The organism is Mycobacterium sp. E740 (assembly GCF_001672895.1).
Lineage (GTDB): Bacteria > Actinomycetota > Actinomycetes > Mycobacteriales > Mycobacteriaceae > Mycobacterium.
This window is the reverse complement of record NZ_LZKP01000155.1, coordinates 32343-53264: the sequence shown is the minus strand read 5'-3', so window position 1 is coordinate 53264 and position 20922 is coordinate 32343. Positions and strand designations below refer to the sequence as shown.

2 protein-coding genes are annotated in these 20922 nt (G+C 69.0%); one reads left to right on the top strand and one right to left on the bottom strand.

Going from position 1 to position 20922, the window contains the following annotated elements; genetic code table 11:
* Positions 1 to 46: 46 nt before the first annotated feature.
* Positions 47 to 718, top strand: a complete 672-nt coding sequence (locus A5663_RS14660) for an isoprenylcysteine carboxylmethyltransferase family protein (protein ID WP_068150228.1) — start codon at positions 47 to 49, stop codon at positions 716 to 718.
* 86 nt (positions 719 to 804) lie between these two features.
* Here A5663_RS14660 and A5663_RS14655 read toward each other — a convergent pair whose 3' ends face one another.
* Positions 805 to 20919 carry a non-ribosomal peptide synthase/polyketide synthase gene (locus tag A5663_RS14655; protein ID WP_231976791.1) on the bottom strand — a complete coding sequence of 6705 codons (20115 nt, stop codon included), beginning with the start codon at positions 20917 to 20919 and terminating at the stop codon, positions 805 to 807.
* Between the last annotated feature and the right edge of the window lie 3 nt (positions 20920 to 20922).

Here is a 20922-nt window from a genome sequence, read left to right as displayed (position 1 = left end):
AAGTTCGCTGTAGCGTACGGTATCGGGCGGACGCCAAGGAGGGCCCGTGAATTCCACTGCTGCAAGGTTGACGGCGAAGTTTGCTGAGTCCGTCGTGCACGGGTTGATTCTCTTCCTCGCGGCAGGCACGGTCCACTACTGGCAAGGCTGGGTCTTCCTCGCCGTCTACAACCTTGCCGGGTGGATTCCGAGCATCTATCTGATGCGAACCAATCCCGACGCCTTCGAGCGCCGGATGCGGGGCCCGACCGCCGAGACTCGAATTGCGCAAAGAATTCTGATCGTCGGCTGGCTCTTGTCGGTGCCGGCGGCGTTCGTCATCAGCGGCCTGGACCATCGCTTCGGCTGGTCGCACGTGCCGACCGCGATCTGTTTGATCGGCGACGTGCTGGTGGCCGTCGGGCTGATCCTCGTGACGGTCGTTGCAGTCCAGAACAGTTATGCGGCAGCCAACGTACAGGTCGAGGGCGGCCAGACGATCGTGTCCACCGGCCTGTACGGAATGGTTCGGCACCCGATGTACACCGGCAGCATGATCATGATGATCGGCATCCCCCTTGCACTCGGTTCTTATTGGGGACTTCTCACCGTCCTCCTTGCGGCAGTATCACTCTCCTTGCGAATCCGGGACGAGGAAAAGATGCTGCAAGAGGAACTCGAGGGATACCGCGACTACACGCAGAAGGTCCGCTACCGCCTGGTGCCGTGCGTCTGGTGAACTGAGGACACCTTTCACCCTGAACCAGGCGCCGACTTCCGCTGCGGCACACGCCAATTGATTGACGGCGCCGCCGCGGCGGTGCCTTATTCCAGCGAGCCGGCGATGTCTGCCAGCTGCTTGCTCAGGCTTCTGACCGTCGGCGCGTTGAAGAGGCTGGTGACCGCAAGCTGGGCGTCGAGGGCCGCGTTGACCGCAGCGATCAGCCGCACCGCGGACAGCGAATCGCCGCCGATGTCGAAGAACGACTCGTCGACCCCAACACGGTCCACCTTCAGGACCTTCGCGAAGATGTCCGACAAGAGCCGCTCGATCGGAGTGGTCGGCGCACTGAAAACACGCGAGCTGCCAGAGTAGCCGGGCGCAGACGCCTCGTCGAGGTGGTCATGCTCGGCCGTGGGGATCAGACCAGTCGACGAAAGCCGTTGTGCCGGATCGTCGATCATCGCCGCCAAGATCCGCTGCAACCGCTCCATCAGTGCCTCGATGTCGGCCATGGCGAAGACGTCGGTGCGGAATTGGACGTGCAGCCCCAACTCCGACCCCGGTTGTGCCTGCACCGCAAGCGGATAGTGGTAGTAGTCCCGCGCCGCCAAGTTCGTGATGGCCAGGTCATGACCGCTCGACAACGCCGCACTGTCCACGGGGTAGTTCTCGTACACGAACACCGTGTCGAACAGCCTGTCGTGTCCGGTGAGTCGATGGACTTCCGCCAGCCCGAGGTGCTGATGCTCGTAGGTCTTGTTGTGCATCGTCTGCAGCTGCTCGAGCAGGTCACTGGTGGTGGTGGTCGGTGTGAGGCGCGCGCGCACCGGCACCGTGTTGATCAGCAGCCCCGCCATCGATTCGGCGCCGGCCAACTCGGCGGGCCGCCCGGAGACCACAGCGCCCAGCGCGACATCCCGCCTGCCGGTCACCGAGCTCAACAGCAGAGCCCAGGCCGACTGGAGCACGGTGCTGACCGTGGTCTGGTGTGAACGGGCCAGCTCGGCCAGTGCGTGCGTGGTCTGTTCCGGCAGCCGGAACTCCGCAATCGTGCGGGGGCCCAGGCCCAACCGGTCCGGCGGCGCCACCAAGGTCGGATGGTCGAAACCGGACAGCACGTCGGCCCACGCCGTACGGGCGGCTGGCAGATCCCGGTCGGCCAGCCAGGTGAAGAACGCGCGATACGGCGCTGGCTCCGGGTGTCGCCGGCCGTAGTAGCCGGCGATGATCTCCTGCAGCAGGATCGGCATCGACCAGCCGTCCAGCACGATGTGGTGATTGGTCAGCAGCAACCGGTGCTGCTCTGCGCTGATGCGGGCCAAAGCCACCCGGAACGGCGGTTGGTTCGCAAGATCGCAGACGGCGGCGCGCTCGGCAATGCCCAGACGCTGCATCTGCTCGTCGACATCGACCCCGCCGTCGCTCAGGTCGACATAGCGCCACGGCGCCACCGGATCAGCCGGGATGACCTGAACCGGCTCGTCGTACTGAGCGCGGAAGTGCGCCACCACGTTCGGATGGCGGTTGACGACGGCGTTCACCGCATCCCGCAGCCGCGCCGGCTCGAGCGGGCCGCTGATCGTGAGATCCAGTTGCACCGCGTACACGTCGTCACCGTCGCCCTGCGCGGCGCCGGCGTGGAACAGCAGCCCCTGCTGCAGCGGAGTCAACGGCAATACATCAGCGACCGCGTGGCGCCGGCACACCTCCTCGAGCTGAGGCTGGCTCAGCCGGGCGGGCGCGATGTCCGACGGGGTCAACCCGCCGCCGCCGGCGCGCACGTGCGCGCAGATACCTGCCAGTGCCTCGAACCACAACCGGCTCAGCCGCTCGACCTGGGTGGCATCCAGCGCCGACGTCGCCCAAGTCCAGTCGGCGTGCAGTTGCGGGCCGGTCTCGGTGTCGGCGGTGGCGGCGTTGAGTTCCACGGTGTGCGCCAGCGGCAGCGCCACCGCCGTCACCGCACCTGTCAGCGCCAGACCTTCGGGGCTGATCCGCCACGCGTCCTCGGAGGTCTCGCCCGCCGCCCCCAGCCGGCCCAGATAGTTGAACCCGAGCACCGGGTTCGAGCCGGCCAGATCCACCTCGGGGTTCAGATACCGCAGCAGACCATAGGTCACCGCGTCCGGGAGACCGCGCAGTTGCTCCTTGGCGTCCTTGACCGCCGCGCCCAGCGCCGCGTCGCCGGCGCTGACCCGACCCCAGTCCAGTCCGCCCCCGGCCAGCGCGACCGGATAGAGGGCCGTGAACCAGCCCACCGTGCGCGACAGGTCAACCTCGGAAGACAGCTCCTCAGCTCGGCCATGGCCTTCCACGTCGATGACGATCGGCGAATCACCGCTGCCGGAGAACTCCGCTGCCGCCAGACCGAACGCGATCAACAGGATTTCGTGGATCCCCGCGTGGAACGCCGTCGGGACCTCCCCCAGCAGCATCCGGGTCGTGTCGACGTCCAGCGACACCGACAAGCGTCCAGCCGTCTCGAATGTGTCCAGCGCGGGTTGCACCGCCGGCAGCGCGGGCGCGGTGGCGGCCACCCGGCGCCACATGTCGGCCTGCGCGACGACCTCCGGGCGCCGCGCGTGCTCGGCCAGCAGCTCCGACCATCGGGCGAACGACGTCCCGCCCGACGGCAGCACGATCGGCTGCCCGCTGCGGTGCTGAGCCCAGCCAATGTTGAGGTCTTCCAACAGGATTCGCCACGACACCCCGTCGACGGCCAGATGATGGCCGATCAACGCCAACTGCCCCGTCGCGCTCGCCCACACCGCCACCAGCATCAGTCCCGCGGCCGGGTTCAGCTGCGACCGCGCCTCCACCAGCGCGGCCTCGGACAGCACGTCGACGGTTCGCAGGCAATCGTGCGCGTCCAGCGCCCCGGGCTCGGGCACAGTGAGCGCCCACCCGCCGGCGTCGTCGCCCGAGACGCGCAGGCGCAACATCGCATGCCGATCGATCAGCGCCTGCAACAGCGCAACCACGTCGGATTGGCTGACCCCGGCCGGAGCCTGCACCGCCACAGTCTGGTTGAACTCGTCGATCGGACCCTGCATGCCCTGCAACCAACGCATGACCGGCGTGGGCACCACGGGGCCGACACCCTCGTCGACGACGTCGTTCGTCCCGTCGGTCACCTCGGCCACCCGCGCCAGCCGGGCGACGGTCTGCTCGGCGAACACGTCACGCGGCCGGCACAACACACCCGCCGCTCGCGCCCGGGCCACCACCTGCATCGACAAGATGCTGTCGCCGCCGAGCTCGAAGAACGACTCGTCGACCCCGACCCGCTCCACACCCAGCACCTCGGCGTAGACGCCGGCCAGCACTTCCTCGATCGCATTCGACGGGGCGCGGTACTGATCCGTGCCGGTGTACTCGGGCGCAGGCAGAGCGCGGGTGTCGAGTTTTCCGTTGACGGTCAACGGAATCGCGGCCAACACCACCACCGCCGTCGGCACCATGTAGGTCGGCAACCGGTCCGCCAAGGCGGCCCGGATTCCGTTCGGGTCCACCGCTGCGCCGGGCGCCTCGGTCACATAACCGACCAGACGCTTGTCGCCGGGGCGGTCCTCGCGGGCGATCACCACCGCCTGATCGACGCCTTCGCAGCCGGCCAACGCCGCCTGCACCTCACCCAACTCGATGCGGTACCCGCGGACCTTGACCTGCTCGTCGGCACGTCCCCAGTACCGCAGTTGGCCGTCGGGGCCCCAGGACACCAGATCGCCGGTGCGGTACATGCGTGCCGCGCGCGCTCCGTCGCCGGCGAACGGACACGCCACGAAGCGCGTGGCGCTCAGCGCGGCCCTGCCCAGGTAGCCGCATGCCAGACCCTCGCCGGCCACATACAACTCGCCGACCACCCCGGGCGGCACCGGACGCAGCCAGTCGTCCAGCACGAACAACGCCGCGCCCGGGACCGGCGCACCGATCGGCGGCGCACCCGTGCCCGGCATCAGCGGTGCGCTGAGCAACACGACCATCGTCGTCTCGGTCGGGCCGAAGGCGTTGATCATCACCCGCCCGGGCGCCCACCGATCCACCAACTCCGGCGGACAGGCCTCACCGGCGACCACCAGCGCCATCCCGTCCAACCCGTGCGGCGACAACACGCCCGCCGCCGACGGGGTCTGCGTGAGCACACTGACCTGCTCGGCGACCAACAAGGCGTGCAAGTCCTCCGACGACCGGGTCACCGAGTCGGGCACCACAACCGTGCGGCCGCCGTGCAGCAGCGGACCCCAGGTCTCCCAGACCGAGGTGTCGAAACCGTAGGAGTGACACTGCGTCCACACCCCCGCCACCGGCAGGTAGGCGCCCAGTCGCTCCAACAGCTGGGTGACGTTGTGATGGGTGGTGGCCACGCCCTTGGGCACACCGGTGGTGCCCGAGGTGTAGATCAGGTACGCGACGTCATCCGGGGACGGCGCCGGCAGCGCGGTGTCCGGCTGCCCATCGACAGCGGGGTCGGCGACATCGATGACCGCCAGCCCATGGCCGGCGAGCCGGTGGGCCAGACCCGCGGTGGTAAGAGCGGCGATCGGTGCGGCGTCGGCCAGCACGAACTCGATCCGCGCATCCGGGTGCGCCGGGTCGATCGGCACATAGGCCGCCCCCGTCTTGAGCACGCCGAGCATCGCCACGACCGCCTCGGCCGAGCGGTCCAGCAGCAACGCCACCCGCTTCCCGGGACCCACCCCGCGAGCAGCCAGGAAGTGCGCCCACTTGTTGGCGGACTGGTCCAGTTGGCGATACGTCCACGAGCGGCCCTGACAGGTCAGCGCCACCGCCTCCGGCGTACGGGCGACCTGTGCGCCGAACCTCGCCGGAATCGAGACCGCCGGCGGTGCGGGCGCCGTCAGCGCCTCGCGATTACCCCACCGCTGCAGCCGGGCGTGCTCATGCTCATCGAGCAGGTCGATCGACGACAGCCGCCGCGCCGGGTCGGCCGTCATGACCACAAGGATCCGCTGCAACCGCTCGACCAACGCCTCGATCGTGGCCGCGTCGAACACGTCGGTGCGGAACTCGACGTGCCCACCGATTCCGCCGGGCTCCCCCGCCTCGGTGAACTGCTCGCCGAGCGAGAACGTCAGGTCCATGCGGGCGGTCTGGGTGTCAGCCGGCATCGGGGTGACCGCGACGTCACCGAGTCGCAGGTCCCCGCTGGCGTTGTTCTGCCAGGCCAGTGACACCTGCACCAGCGGATGATGGTTCAGGCTTCGGGTGGGGTTGAGCCGCTCGACGAGCACCTCGAACGGCACATCCTGATGCTCGAAGGCGGCCAGGCTGCGCGCGCGCACCTGCTCCAGCACCTCGGCGACCGTCGGGTCACCGGCGACGTCCACGCGCAGCACCAACGTGTTGACGAAGAAACCGACCAGGTCGTCCAGTGCCCGGTCGCGCCGACCGGCGATCGGAAAGCCCACTGCCACATCAAAACTCGCACTGAGCTTGGCCAGCAGCATCGCCAGCGCGGCCTGCATCACCATGAAGCTGGTCGCGCCGTGCGCACCGGCCAGCCGGGCAATCGCCTGCTGCACCTGCGCCGGCCACTGCACGACGACGTTGGCGCCGCGGAAGTCGGCCGCCTGCGGGTAGGGCCGATCCGTGGGCAGCTGCACCCGCTCGGGCATGTCGGCCAGCGCCTGCCGCCAGTAGGCGAGCTGCGCGGCGATCCGGCTGTCCGGATCGGCCAGGTCGCCGAGCTGCTCGCGCTGCCACAACGCGTAGTCGACATACTGCACCGGCAGCGGCGCCCAGTCCGGCGCGTGTCCTGCGCACCGCGTGGCATACGCCGCGCCGAGATCGCCCACCAGCGGAGCGATCGACCAGCCGTCAGCGGCGATATGGTGGACCACCGCCACCAGCACATGCTCATCCGCGCCGAGCTTGAAAAGCGTTGCCCGCAAAGGGATTTCATAGGACAGATCGAACGGGCGGCGAGCCACCGCGCCAATGGCCTCCTCGAGTTGGCGCTCCGGCCAACCGGTGGCGTCGACGACCTGCCACCCGACCTCGACGTCGTCGACGGGCACCACCCGCTGCTGCGGTATTCCGCCGGGGGCCGGGAACAGCGTGCGCAAACTCTCGTGGCGCGTCACCACGTCAACCAGCGCCGCAGCCAACGCTTCAGCGTCCAGGCGGCCGTCCAACTGCAACGCCACCGCCAAGTTGTAAACAGCTGACGGGCCCTGCAACTGTTCGAGGAGCCACAACCGGTTCTGGGCGAACGACAACGGCACCACCGTCGGGCGCTGCACCGGAACCAACGGCTCCAGCCCGTCCCCCTCGCCGATGCGCGGGGTCAACTCGGCCACCGTCGGCGTCTCGAACAGAGCGCGCACCGACAGCCCGGCATTCAGCGACTTGTTGACCGCGGCGATCACCCGCATCGCCGACAGCGAGTCGCCGCCCAACTCGAAGAACGAGTCGTCCACACCGACCCGTTCCAGTCCCAGCACCTGGGCATAGATTCCGGCCAGGACCTCCTCGGCGAGGCCGGACGGAGCGCGATAGCGATCGGTGTCGGTGTAATCGGGTGCTGGCAAGGCACGTTTGTCGAGCTTGCCGTTGACCGTCAACGGCAGCGCATCGAGGACGACCACCGCGGCCGGCACCATGTAGCCGGGCAGACGCTCGCTCAACGCGGCCCGGACCTCGGCCGGTTCGGCTGTCCCGGTCACGTAACCCACCAGCCGCTGGTCGCCGGGCCGGTCGTCGCGCACGACCACCGCCGCCTGGTTCACCCCGGTGCAGCCGGCCAATGCTGCCTGGATCTCACCGAGTTCGACGCGGTACCCGCGGATCTTGACCTGATCGTCGGCACGGCCCAGGTACTGCAGCTGACCGTCGGCGCCCCAGCGCACCAAGTCCCCGGTGCGGTACATGCGCTGTCCTGGCGCCTCCGCGCCGGCGAACGGGCACGCGACGAACCGTCCTGCCGTCAACGGGCTGCGGCCCACATAACCGGACGCCACCCCGCGGCCGGCGACGTACAGCTCGCCGGGCACCCCCGGGGGCACCGGCCGCAACCACGCGTCGAGCACGAAGAACGCCGCGCCGGGCACCGGCGTGCCGATCGGAACCACACCCGAGCCCGCGCGCAACGGCGCACTGAACGAGGTGTACCACGTCTCGGTCGGGCCGTAGCCGTTGATCATCACCCGTCCGGGGGCCCACCGATCGACGACCTCGACCGGGCAGGCCTCTCCGGCCACCACCAACGCCACCGAGTCCAGGCCCTCATGAGGAAGCGCCGCCGCCGCGGACGGCGTCTGATTCAGCACGCTGATCTGTTCGCGGATCAGCAAGGCGTGGAAGTCATCTGGCGAGCCCACCACGGACTCGGGCACCACGACGAGGCGCCCACCGTTGCACAGCGCACCGAAGATCTCCCACACCGAGACGTCGAACGCGAACGAATGCCACTGCGACCACACCTGACCGGTCAGCTTCAGTTCGATGTCCAACGACTCCAGCAGGGCAGTGACGGTCTGGTGGGTGACCGCGACGCCCTTCGGCACGCCGGTGGTCCCGGAGGTGTAGATGATGTACGCGAAGTCGTCCGCGGCCGGCGCGGGCAACTCCGTGGCGGGGTAGCTGTCGATCCGCGGGTCATCGACCTCGACGACCGAGACGTCACGCGCGTCGACGCGCGACCGAATGCCCGCCGTCGTGACGACGGCGACCGGTGCCGCGTCGGCCAGGATCACCGCGATGCGCTCATCCGGATGCGCGGGGTCGATCGGCACATACGCTGCCCCGGTCTTGAGCACTGCTAGCAGCGCGACGATCGCCTCGGCCGAGCGCGGCAGCAGCAGCGCCACGCACTGTCCGCGGCCAGCACCTTGCTCGGATAGCAAGTGCGCCAACCGGTTCGACGCCTCATCGAGTTCCCGGTACGTCATCGAGCGGCCCTCGAAGGTCACCGCCGCCGCCTGCGGGGAACGCGCCACCTGGGCGGCGAACAATGCCGGAACAGACGCCGCAGCCGGCGCCGCCGCGGTCAGCACCGCGCGCTGACCGATCGCATCCAGGCGAGCGCGCTCGACCTCATCGAGCACATCCACCGACGACAACCGCCGACCCGGGTCGCCGGTCATCGCCGTCAGCACCCGCTCGAACCGCCGGATCAGACCCTCGATACTCGCGGCGTCGAACACATCGGTGCGGAACTCGACCGCCCCGCTGATACCGGCGGGCTCACCGTCGTCGCTCCAACGTTCCGCCATCGCGAACGTCAAATCCATTCGCGCACTGTGGGTTTCGGCCTCCAGAGGCGTCGCCTGCACATCACCCAACGGCAGTTCCGCACCACGGCCATGCCGCGGCCCGGCGAAGTTCTGCCACGCCAGCAACACCTGGATCAACGGCTCGTGGGCGCGAGAACGCGTGGGGTTGAGCCGGTCGACCAACACCTCGAACGGCACATCCTGGTGCTCGAAGGCGGCCAGGCTGCGCGCGCGCACCTGCGCCAGCAACTCCTCGACGGTCGGATCTCCAGACAGATCGACCCGCAACACCAAGGTGTTGACGAAGAACCCGATCAACTCGTCGAGCGCCGGGTCGCGCCGCCCGGCGATGGGGAATCCGACAGCCACATCGGTCGTGGAACCCATCATCGACAACAGGGCGGAGAGGGCAGCTTGGACCACCATGAAGCTGGTCGCGTTGTGCTCACTGGCAGCCTGGATCACCCGGTGGTGCAGCTCTGCCGGCCAGTCGATGACCACGCTGGCCCCGCGGTTGGAAGCCACCTGCGGGTACGGCCGGTCGGTCGGCAGCTCCAGGCGCTCGGGCAGCCCGGCCAATGCGTCCTGCCAATAGGCCAGCTGCGCCGCGATCGGGCTGTCGTCGTTGTCGAGGTCCCCGAACTGCGCACGCTGCCACAACGTGTAGTCGACATACTGAACCGGCAAGTCCGTCCACGATGGGGCCTGCCCCGCGCGGCGCGCGGCGTATGCCGTCCCGAGATCCGCTACCAGTGGCGCGATGGATGAGCCGTCGGCCGCGATGTGGTGGACCACACCCACCAGCACATGCTCGTCGTCGCCGAGACGGAAAAGCACTGCGCGCAAAGGAATCTCGGCGGCCAGATCGAAGGTGTAGCGGGCCGCCTCCGCGACGGCTTCGGTCAACCGGTCATCGGTCCAACCGGTGGCCTCGACGAGCTGCCAGCCGATGGCCGCCTGCTCGGCCGGGACCACCACCTGCTGCGGTACGCCGTCGACCGCGCGGAACTGCGTGCGTAACGACTCGTGACGGCTGACGACGTCGCTCAGTGCCACTCGCAGCGCCTCGGCGTCCAGTCGGCCCTGCAGCCGCAATGCGACCACCATGTTGTAGATGGGTGACGGGCCCTGCAGCTGATCGATGAACCACAGCCGGTTCTGCGCGAACGACAGCGGGATCACCGCCGGCCGCTCGACGGCGACGACCGGCGCGAGTGAACCTGAACCCGCGCCCACCCGGGACGCCAATTGCGCGACGGTGGGCGCTTCGAACAGAGCGCGCACCGCGACGCTGGCATTTAGCGCCTTGTTGACCGCAGCGATGACCCGCATCGCGGACAGCGAATCTCCGCCCAGCTCGAAGAACGACTCGTCGACCCCGACCCGCTCGAGCCCCAGCACCTGCGCGTAGATGCCGGCCAGCAGCTCCTCGGTGAGATTGGCCGGCGCACGGAAGGTTCCGTCTTTCTGGTACTCGGGTGCCGGAAGGGCCGCCTTGTCGAGTTTCCCGTTGGCGGTCAGCGGCAGGCTGTCGAGCACGACGACCGCGGACGGCACCATGTAGGACGGCAGCTGCTCGCCCATCGCGGCGCGTACCTCGTCCGGGTTCGCCGAACCGGTGATGTAGCCGACCAGTCGCTTGTCGCCGGGGCGGTCCTCGCGCGCGATCACCGCGGCCTGGCCCGCTCCGCTGCACGACGCCAGCGCGGCCTGCACTTCACCGAGCTCGATGCGATAGCCGCGAATCTTGACCTGCTCGTCGGCCCGGCCGACGTAGTGCAGCTCGCCCTTCGCGCTCCAGGACACCAGATCCCCGGTGCGGTACAGCCGTTTCCCTGGCGCGCCGAACGGGCTGGCGACGAAACGCGTTGCGGTCAACCCTGCTCGGCCCACATACCCGTAAGCCAGGCCGGCACCCGCCACGTAAAGCTCCCCGACGACCCCGACGGGCACCGGCCGCAGCCAGGCATCGAGCACGAAGAAGCCGAGGTCTGCCAACGGGCCACCGATGGGGCTGGCGGTCCGGTCGAGATCGGCGGCGACGATCCTGCGGTACGAAGCATGCACCGTGGTCTCGGTGATGCCGTACATGTTGATCAGGAACGGGATTCCGGGGTGGTTGTCCAGCCACGTGTCCAGGCGTGGTGGCTGCAGCGCTTCCCCGCCGAACACGACCCGCTGCAGCGCGAGCTCACCACCCGACTCCTGCGCTTGGGACTCGCCAAAGCCGAGCCAGCGGGTCACCTGGTGTTCCCATGCCGTGGCCACGTCTTGCCAGTTGTGTTGCGCGTCGGCGGTCTGCAACGCATAGAACGCCGAAGGGGTCTGGCTCAGCACTGTGACCTGCTCGGCGATCAGCATCGAGTACAACTCTTCCGGCGACCGCACGACCTCGTCGGGCACTACCACGAGGCGTCCGCCGCCGAGCAGCGCACCGAACATCTCCCAGACGGAGAAGTCGAACGCCAGCGAGTGACACTGGGACCACACGCCCCCGGGCGGCACCTGGGCGTCCAAGGTCTGCAGCAGCCGGGTCACGTTACGGTGCGCGACCGCGACACCCTTGGGCGTTCCGGTCGTGCCGGAGGTGTAGATGAGGTACGCGATGTCCTCGGCGGCCGGCGCCGGAAGCGCGGTGTCGGGCTGGCTGCCCAGCGCGGCGTCGTCGACGTCGACGACCAACAGGTCGTGCCCGTCGAGACGCGCACGCAAATCCGCCGTGGTGATCACCGCTGCGGGAGCGGCATCGCCGATGACGAACCGGATCCGGGCATCGGGATGCGCCGGGTCGAGCGGCACATAGGCCGCCCCGGTCTTGAGCACCGCCAGGATCGCCACGATCGCGTCGACCGACCGCGGCAACAGCAAGGCAACCCGTTGACCCGGTCCCGCTCCGTGGCCGGCCAGCAGGTGCGCCAACCGGTTGGACGCCTGATCAACCTCCAGATAGGTCAGCGAGCGACCGTCGCCGCTGATCGCCACTGCCGACGGTGACCGCTGCACCTGCGCGGCAAAGGATTCCGCAATCGACCCCGACTCGGACGCGGGCTGGGTCAGCGCCGCCCGGTTACCCCACTGTTCGAGTCGCGCGTGCTCCGCCTCGTCGAGCACGTCGACTGACGACAACCGCGCCGCCGGGTCCGCGGTCAGCGCCAGCAACATCCGCCGCAGCCGCTCGATCAGAAGCTCGATGCTGGCCGCGTCGAACACGTCGGTGCGGAACTCGACGTCTCCGCCGAGCCCGGCCGGTTCCCCCGCCTCGGTCCACCGCTCGCCGAGGTGGAACGCGAGGTCGGTGCGGGCGGTGTGGGTGTCGAGGCTCGTCGGCGTGATCTGCACATCACCGAGGGCCAGCCCGACGGCGCCGCTCTGCTGTCCGGGCAGGGTCTGCCACGCCAACAGCACCTGCACGAGCGGGTGATGGGCGAGGCTGCGGGTGGGCTTGAGCCGCTCGACGAGCATCTCGAACGGCACGTCCTGGTGCTCGTAGGCGGCCAGGCTGCGTGCACGCACCTGCTCCAACAGCTCGGAGACAGTCGGGTCGCCACCCAGGTCGGCCCGCAGCACCAGGGTGTTGACGAAGAAGCCGACCAGCTCGTCCAACACCGGATCGCGCCGGCCGGCGATCGAGAAGCCGACTGCCACGTCATGGCTGGTGCTGACCTTCGACAACAACGCCACAAGCGCGGCCTGGACGACCATGAAACTGGTCGCGTTGTGCTCACGGGCCACCCGGGCCACCTGCTGCTGCAGTTCCGGCGACCAGTCGACCAGCACTCGAGCGCCGCTGTAATCGGCAACCGCCGGATAAGGCCTGTCGGTGGGGAGCACCAGCCGGTCGGGCATCCCGGCCAGGGCCTGCTCCCAATAGGCGAGCTGGGCGGTGATGCGGCTCTGCGGATCGGCCAGGTCACCCAGCTGCGCGCGCTGCCACAGCGTGAAGTCGACGTACTGCGCCGCCAACGGCGCCAAGTCGAGCGCCTCGCCCACACATCGGCTGGCGTAAGCCGCCCGCAGGTCCCTCAGCAACGGGCCGATCGACACACCGTCGGCCGCGATGTGGTGGATCGCCGCAACCAGTACGTGTTCTTCCTCGTCGACGCGAAGAAGCCGCGCCCGCACCGGGATCTCCGCGGCGAGGTCGAACGTGTGACGCGCCGTCTCGCTGATCGCTTCGTGCAGCCGGTCCGGCGACCAGCCGGTGGCGTCCACGATCTGCCAGCCGAAGTCGGCCTGCTCGACGGGAACCACCACCTGCTGAGGCACACCCGCAGCCGCCGGGAAGACGGTGCGCAGACTTTCATGGCGCGCCAGTACGTCGGCCAGCGCCGAACCCAGCGCAGCAGCGTCGAGCTTGCCGTGCAGACGCAACGAATGCGCCATGTTGTAGACCGGCGACGGCCCCTGCAACTGGTCGAGGAACCACAACCTGCTCTGCGCGAACGACAGCGGCACGACGTCGGGCCGCTCACCGGCCACCAGCGGCTCCAGGCCGCCCTCGTCCGCTCCGATGCGGTGCGCCAACTCCGCCACCGTGCGCGCCTCGAACAGAGTGCGCACCGAGACCTGGGCGTCCATGCTGGCGTTGACGGCGGCGACCAGGCGCATCGCCGACAGCGAGTCTCCGCCCAGATCGAAGAACGAGTCGTCGACCCCGACGCGCTCCACGCCGAGCACCTGGGCGTAGATCCCGGCGAGGATCTCCTCGGTCAGGTTCGCCGGGGCGCGGTAGCGATTCGAGTCGCTGAACTCGGGCGCCGGCAACGCGCGGGTGTCGAGCTTGCCGTTGACCGTGAGTGGCAGCGCGTCCAGCACGACGACCGCTGTCGGCACCATGTAGGCCGGCAGCCGCTCGGCCAGCGTCGCCCGCAGCTCGGCCGAGTCGACCGAGCCGGTGACATAGCCCACGAGACGCTTGTCGCCGGGGCGGTCCTTGCGGGCGATCACCGCCGCCTGTTCGACGCCTTCGAGCCCCGCCAACGCGGCCTGCACCTCGCCGAGCTCGATGCGGTAACCGCGAATCTTGACCTGCTCGTCGGCACGTCCCAGATAGTCGAGCTGCCCGTCCGCGCGCCACCTCACCAGGTCCCCGGTGCGGTACATGCGGGCACCCGGCGCTCCGAACGGGCACGCGACGAAGCGCGACGCCGTCAGCCCCAGCCGACGCACGTAACCGGTCGCCACGCCGTCGCCGGCCACATACAACTCGCCGACCACGCCCTCGGGCACCGGGCGCAGCCAGTTGTCCAACACGAACAGCGCCGCTCCGGCCACCGGCGAGCCGATCGGCACGGCCTGCGCCCCCGAGGTGAGCGGCGTGCTGATCGCCACACACATCGTGGTCTCGGTGGGGCCGTAGGCGTTGACCATGCGACGGCCCGGTGCCCACCGGTCCACCACCTCGGCCGAGCAGGCCTCACCCACGACGACCAACGCCATCGACGCCAATTTCTCCGGCGAGAGCACGCTGACCGCGGACGGAGTCTCGGTCAGCACGCTGACCTGCTCCGCCGCCAGCACGTCTTGGAAGTTCTCCGGCGAGCGGGTCACCTCTTCGGGCACCACCACCAGGCGGCCGCCACGCAGCAAAGCCCCGAAGATCTCCCACACCGAGACGTCGAAGGCCAAGGTGTGGCACTGCGCCCACACTCCGACGGCCGGCAGGGCGGAATCCGTCGACGCCAGCAGCTGGGTCACGTTGCGGTGGGTGACCGCCACGCCCTTGGGGGTGCCGGTGGTTCCTGACGTGTAGATGACGTAGGCGGTGTCGTCGGGAGCGGGCGACCGGGGTGCGGTGCTGGGCTGGCCGTCGACGGCGGGGTCGTCGACGTCGATGACCGCCACTGCGTGGCCGTCGAGTCGGCCGGCCAAACCGGCGGTCGTGACAACGGCCAGCGGCACCGCATCGGAAACTATGAAGCCGATGCGGGCCTCGGGCAGCGAGGGGTCGATGGGCAGGTAGGCCGCACCGGTCTTGAGCACGGCCAGGATCGCGACCACTGCCTCGGCGGAGCGGTTGAACAGCACCGCGACGCACTGGCCCGGGCCGGCCCCTCGGCCGGCGAGCAGATGCGCCAGCCGGTTGGCCGCCAGGTCGAGCTCCCGGTAGGTCCACGACCGCTCGCCGCATACCAGCGCCACCGCATCCGGCGTCTGCGCGACCCACGCCGCGAACAGCTCGACGATGGTCGACCCGCGCTCCGGCGCCCTGGTCAGCACCGCCCGGTTACCGAACTCGTCGAGGCGGACGTGCTCAGCGGAATCGAGCACGTCGATCGACGACAGCGGCCGCCGCGGATCGGCGGTCATCGCGACCAGGAGCCGCTCCAGCCGGTCGATGAGAGCCTGAATGCCTTGCGCGGCAAACACATCGGTGTCGTATTCGACGCGAAGACCGATCTCGTCGCCCGGGATGGCTTGCACCGAAAGCGGATAGTGGTTGTATTCGCGGCTCGCGAATTCGGGGATGGCCAACTCGTGGTCGGCTTCCAGGGCGACGGTGTCGACCGGATAGTTCTCGTAGACGAACATGGCGTCGAACAACTGGTCGTGACCGGTGACGCGGTGAATCTCGTTGAGCGCGAGATGCTGGTGTTCCAGCGTGCGGTTGTACGCGTCCTGCAGCTGCTCGAGCAGGTCTGCGGTGGTGGTTGCCGATGTGATGTCGGCCCGCACCGGCACCGTGTTGATCAGCAGGCCCACCATCGAGTCCGCGCCGACCACCTCATCCGGGCGCCCCGAGACCGCGGTACCGAATGCGACGTCATGCTGACCGGTCAACGATGTCAGCAGCTGCGCGAACGCGGCCTGCAGCACCGTGCTGACCGTGGTGTGCAGCGCGCGCGCCAGCTCACCGACGGCCTGCGTCGTGGCAGCTGACACCTGGAACGACGCGACGCTCCGCTTCCCGCGCACCAACTGATCAGGCGGGCCCACCATGGTAGGGGTCTCGAAGCCGGCGAACACCTCGCCCCAGGCCGCCCGGGCGGCGTCGTAATCCCGACGGGTGAGCCAGCTGATGAAGTTGCGGTACGGCGCCGCCGCGGGCAACGGCTGGCCGTAATAGCCGGCGAAGATCTCACGCAGCAGGATCGGCAGCGACCAGCCGTCCACGACGATGTGGTGGAACGTCAGCACGAACCGGTACCGGTCCTCGGCGGTGCGGAACAGCGCAGCCTGGAAGGCCGGCTGGTGGGCGAGGTCGCAGACCGCAGCGCGCTCGGCAGCACACGCCGCCTGCAGCTGTTCGTCGATGTCCGCGTCGGCGCCGTTCAGCTCGACATAGCGCCAGGGCAGCTGCGGGTCTGCCGGAATCATCTGGACGGGCTCGTCGAACTGCGCGCAGAACCGCGCCGAGAGGTTCGGATGCCGGTTCGCCACCGTCTGCACCGCATCGTGCAGCCGGTGCCGGTCGAGCGGACCATTGATCGCGATCTCCAGCTGCACCGCATAGACGTCGTCGGTGACCTGTGCGCCCTCGGAGTGGAACAGCAGGCCCTGCTGCAGGGGGCTCAGCGGCAGGATGTCTGCGATCGCATGCTGGCTGTGCAGGTCGTCGAGCTGCTGCTGGGTCAGGTGGGCCGGTGCGATATCGGAGGGCGTCAGTCCGCCGCCGCCGGCGCTGACGTGCGCGCAGATGCCGGCCAGCGCCTCGAACCACAGTCGGCTCAGCCGGTTGACCTGCGTGTCATCGAGCGCCGAGGTCGCCCACGACCAGTTCGCGTGCAACTGCGGGCCGGTCTCGGCGTCGACGGTGGCGGCGTTCAGCTCGAGCGCGTGCATCAACGGCATCGGGATGTCTGCGGCCGCGGCGGTCGCAGACAGGCCGTCCTGGCTCATCCGCCATGTTCCGGCGGCAGTCTCGGCGCCCGAAGCGCCCATCCGGCCCAGATAGTTGAAGCCGATGGTGGGGTCGGGGCCCGCCAGGTCGACGTCGGCGTTCAGGTACCGCAGTACCCCGTAGCTCAATCCGTCCGGCACTGCGCGAAGCTGCTCTTTGGCGGTCTTGATCGCCGCCCCCAGAGCTGCCTCGCCGGCTGTCACCTGCGCCCAGTCCAGCCCATTGACGGTCACTGCCACCGGATACTTGGTGGTGAACCACCCCACCGTGCGTGACAGGTCGACGTCGGCGGCGATCTCCTCCTGCCGCCCGTGGCCCTCCACATCGATCCCGATCGGGTGGCCGTCAGCGGCGAAGAACTCGGCCAGTGCCAGGCCGAACGCGATCAACAGGATGTCGTTCACGCCCGCGTGGAATGCCGTCGGCACTTCCCCGAGCAGCATGCGCGTGGTCGGCTCGTCCAGCGACAGCGACATGCGCCCCGCCGTCGCGAACGTATCGATCGCCGGCTGCACCGCCGGCAGCAATGCGGGGGCGGCCGCCACCTGCCGCCACGTCGGCGCCTGCTGCACCACGTCGGGGTCGTGCGCGTACTCCGCCAGCAGCGAGGCCCACCGGGCGAACGACGTCCCCCCGGCCGGCAGCTGCGCCGGCTTGCCGCCGCGACGCTGCGCCCAGGCGATGTTGAGGTCTTCCAGCAGGACTCGCCAGGACACCCCGTCGACCGCCAGGTGGTGGGCAACCAGCACCAGCTGAGAAGTGGAAGTCACCCACAAGGCCCTGAGCATGACGCCCGCGGCCGGGTCCAATTGTGAGCGTGCCTGCACCAAGGCTTCCTCAGAAAACGAGTCGATGGTGCGCAGGCATGCGGCGGCGTCGACCGACCCCGCTTCCGGCACGTTGAGCGACCAGTTCCCGGCTCCGTCGTCGTCGACGCGCAGCCGCAGCATGGCGTGCCGGTCCAGGAGTGCCTGCAACAGCGCCAGCACGTCGGCCTCGGTCACTTCCGGCGGAGCTTGGGCCACCACCGTCTGATTGAACTCGTCGACCGGACCGTCGACGCCGGCCAACCAGTGGATGATCGGCGTCGCAGGAATCTGGCCCAGGCCCTCGTCGACAACCTCGGCGTCGCCCGTGGTCGCGCGCGCCACCCGGGCCAGCCGGGCCACGGTCTGTTCGACGAAGATGTCGCGCGGCCGGCACTTCAACCCCGCTGCGCGTGCTCGGGCGGCGACCTGCATCGACAAGATGCTGTCGCCGCCGAGTTCGAAGAAGGACTCGTCGATACCGACCCGCTCGACTCCGAGGATCTCCGCGTAGATGTCGGCCAGCACTTCCTCGACCGCGTCGGTGGGCGCGCGGTAAGTGTCGCCGCCCTGGTATTCCGGTGCCGGCAGGGCGCGTTTGTCGAGTTTGCCGTTGACCGTCAACGGCAGCGACGTGAGCACCACCACCGCCGTCGGGACCATGTAGGCGGGCAGGCGCTGAGCGAGAGCGTTGCGAAGCTCGGCCGAATCAGCCGTTCCGGTGACGTAACCGACCAGACGTTTGTCGCCGGGGCGGTCCTCGCGCACGATGACCGCCGCCTGCTCCACGCCGTCCAACGCGGCCAGCGCAGCCTGGATCTCGCCGAGCTCGATGCGATAACCGCGGATCTTGACCTGCTCGTCGATGCGGCCCAGATATTGCAGCTGCCCGTCGGCACCCCAGCGCACCAGATCCCCGGTGCGGTACATGCGCTGCCCGGGCGCGCCGGAACCGACGAACGGGCAAGCCACGAAGCGCGAAGCGGTCAGCCCGGCCCGGCGCACATAACCGCACGCCACGCCACGACCGGCCACGTACAACTCGCCGATCTCACCGGGCGGCACCGGCCGCAGCCAGCCGTCGAGCACGAACAGCGCCGCACCCGGCACCGGCAGGCCGATGGGCACCACACCCGACCCCGCCTGGAGCGGCGCGCTGATCGTGGCGTACACGGTGGTTTCCGTGGGGCCGTACCCGTTGATCATGACCCGATCGGGTGCCCACTGGTCCACCACCGCGGGAGGGCACGCCTCCCCGGCGGCCATCAGCGCGACCGACTCCAACCCCTGCGGTGACAGCGCCGCCACCGCGGAAGGGGTCTGGCTCAGCACGCTGACCCGCTCGGTCACCAGCAGCGACTGGAAGTCCTCCGGCGAGCGGGCCACGTCCTCGGGCACCACCACCAGCCGCCCGCCGTGCAGCAACGCTCCCCAGATCTCCCACACCGAGAAGTCGAAGACCAGCGACGAAGTCTGTGTCCAGACCTGCTCGGGCGCCATCTGCACCCCGACGTCCATGCCGTCGAAGAGCCGGGTGACGTTGGAATGGGTGACCGCCACGCCCTTCGGCGTGCCGGTGGTGCCGGACGTGTAGATGATGTGGGCGAGGTCGTCGGCTGCGGGCGGCGGCAGTGCGGTGCCGGGACAGGTCTCGATGTGGGGATCGTCGACGTCGACGACGGGCAACGCGTGTACGGTCAGCCGCTCGGCGAACTCGGTGGTGGTCACACCGGCGATCGGCGCGGCGTCGGAGATCATGAACCCGATCCGGGCCGCCGGCAGTTTCGGATCGATCGGCAGATAAGCCGCCCCGGCCTTGAGTACCGCCAGGATGGCCACGATCGCCTCAGCCGACCGGTTGAAGAGCAGGGCCACACACTGTCCCGGGCCGGCTCCGTGAGCGGCCAGCAGATGTGCCAACCGGTTCGACGCCTCGTCCAACTCCCGGTAGGTGATCGAGCGGTCCTGATACGTCAGGGCCACCGCGTCCGGCGCCAGCGCCACCTGAGCGGCGAACAGCGCCGGGATCGAGGTTGCGGTCGCGGGCTGGTTCAACACCGCGGTGTGACCGATCTGGTCCAGCCGGGCGTGCTCTTGCGCGTCGAGCAGGTCGATCGTCGACAACCGCCGCGTCGGGTCTGCGGTCATCGCAGCCAACACGCGGCCGAACCGCTCGATCAGCGTCCGGATTCGTTCGTCGTCGAAGACGTCAGCGGCGAACTCGACCCGAAGAGTGAGTTCATCGCCTGGGACGGCCTGAAGCGTCAGCGAGTAGTGGTTGTACTCGCGGGTGTTGAAGTCCGTGACCACCAACTCGTCGCCCCCGGCCAATGCGGCCGTGTCGACCGGGTAGTTCTCGTAGACCAGAAGAGTGTCGAAGAGTTTGTCGTGACCGGCGATGCGGTGCATCTCGTTGAGCGCCAGGTGCTGGTGCTCGAGTGTGCGGTTGTTGGCGCTCTGCAGCTGGTCGAGCAGCTCGACTGTGGTGGTGGCCGACGTGACGTTCACCCGAACCGGCACGGTGTTGATCAACAACCCGACCATCGATTCCGCGCCGAGCACGTCAGCCGGCCGGCCCGAGACCGCCGTCCCGAAGGCAACGTCATGCTGACCGGTCAGCGAGCCCAGGAGCAACGCCCAAGCGCCCTGGAGCACGACGTTGACGGTGGTGTGCCGCGAGCGTGCCAGCTCGGTCAGGGCCTGTGTCGTCGCCTGAGGCAGCCGGTGCTCGTACACGCCGCGGCTGCGCAGCTCCAACCGATCCGGCGGACCCACCAGTGTCGGAGTTTCGAAGCCGGTCAACACGTCACGCCACGCCGCGAGGGCTGCCTCACGGTCCCGCTCCGCCAGCCAGGTGACGAACCTGCGATACGGCGTGGCCGGGGGCAGGCGCCACCCGTAATAGCTCGCGAAGATCTCGCGCAGCAGGATCGGCATCGACCAGCCGTCGAGCACGATGTGGTGATTGGTGAGCACGAACCGGTGCTCGTCAGTTGCGGTACGGATCACCGCCACCCGGAAGACCGGGTCGTCGGCGAGGTGGCGGATCGCGGCGCGTTCCCTGGCACAGATCGCCTCGATCTCCACATCGAGATCTGTGTCGCTGTCGCGAAGGTCGATGTAGCACCACGGCACCTCAGGGTCGGCCGGGATGATCTGCACCGGCTGGCCGAACTGTTCTGAGAAGCGGGCCAACACATTCGGGTGACGGGCCGCCACCTTGTTCACCGCAGTACGGAGCCGGTCCTCGTCGAGAGCGCCCCGCACGGTGATGTCGAACTGCACCGCATACACGTCGTCACCCAGATCCGGCGCTGCGCCGGCGTGGAAGAGCAAACC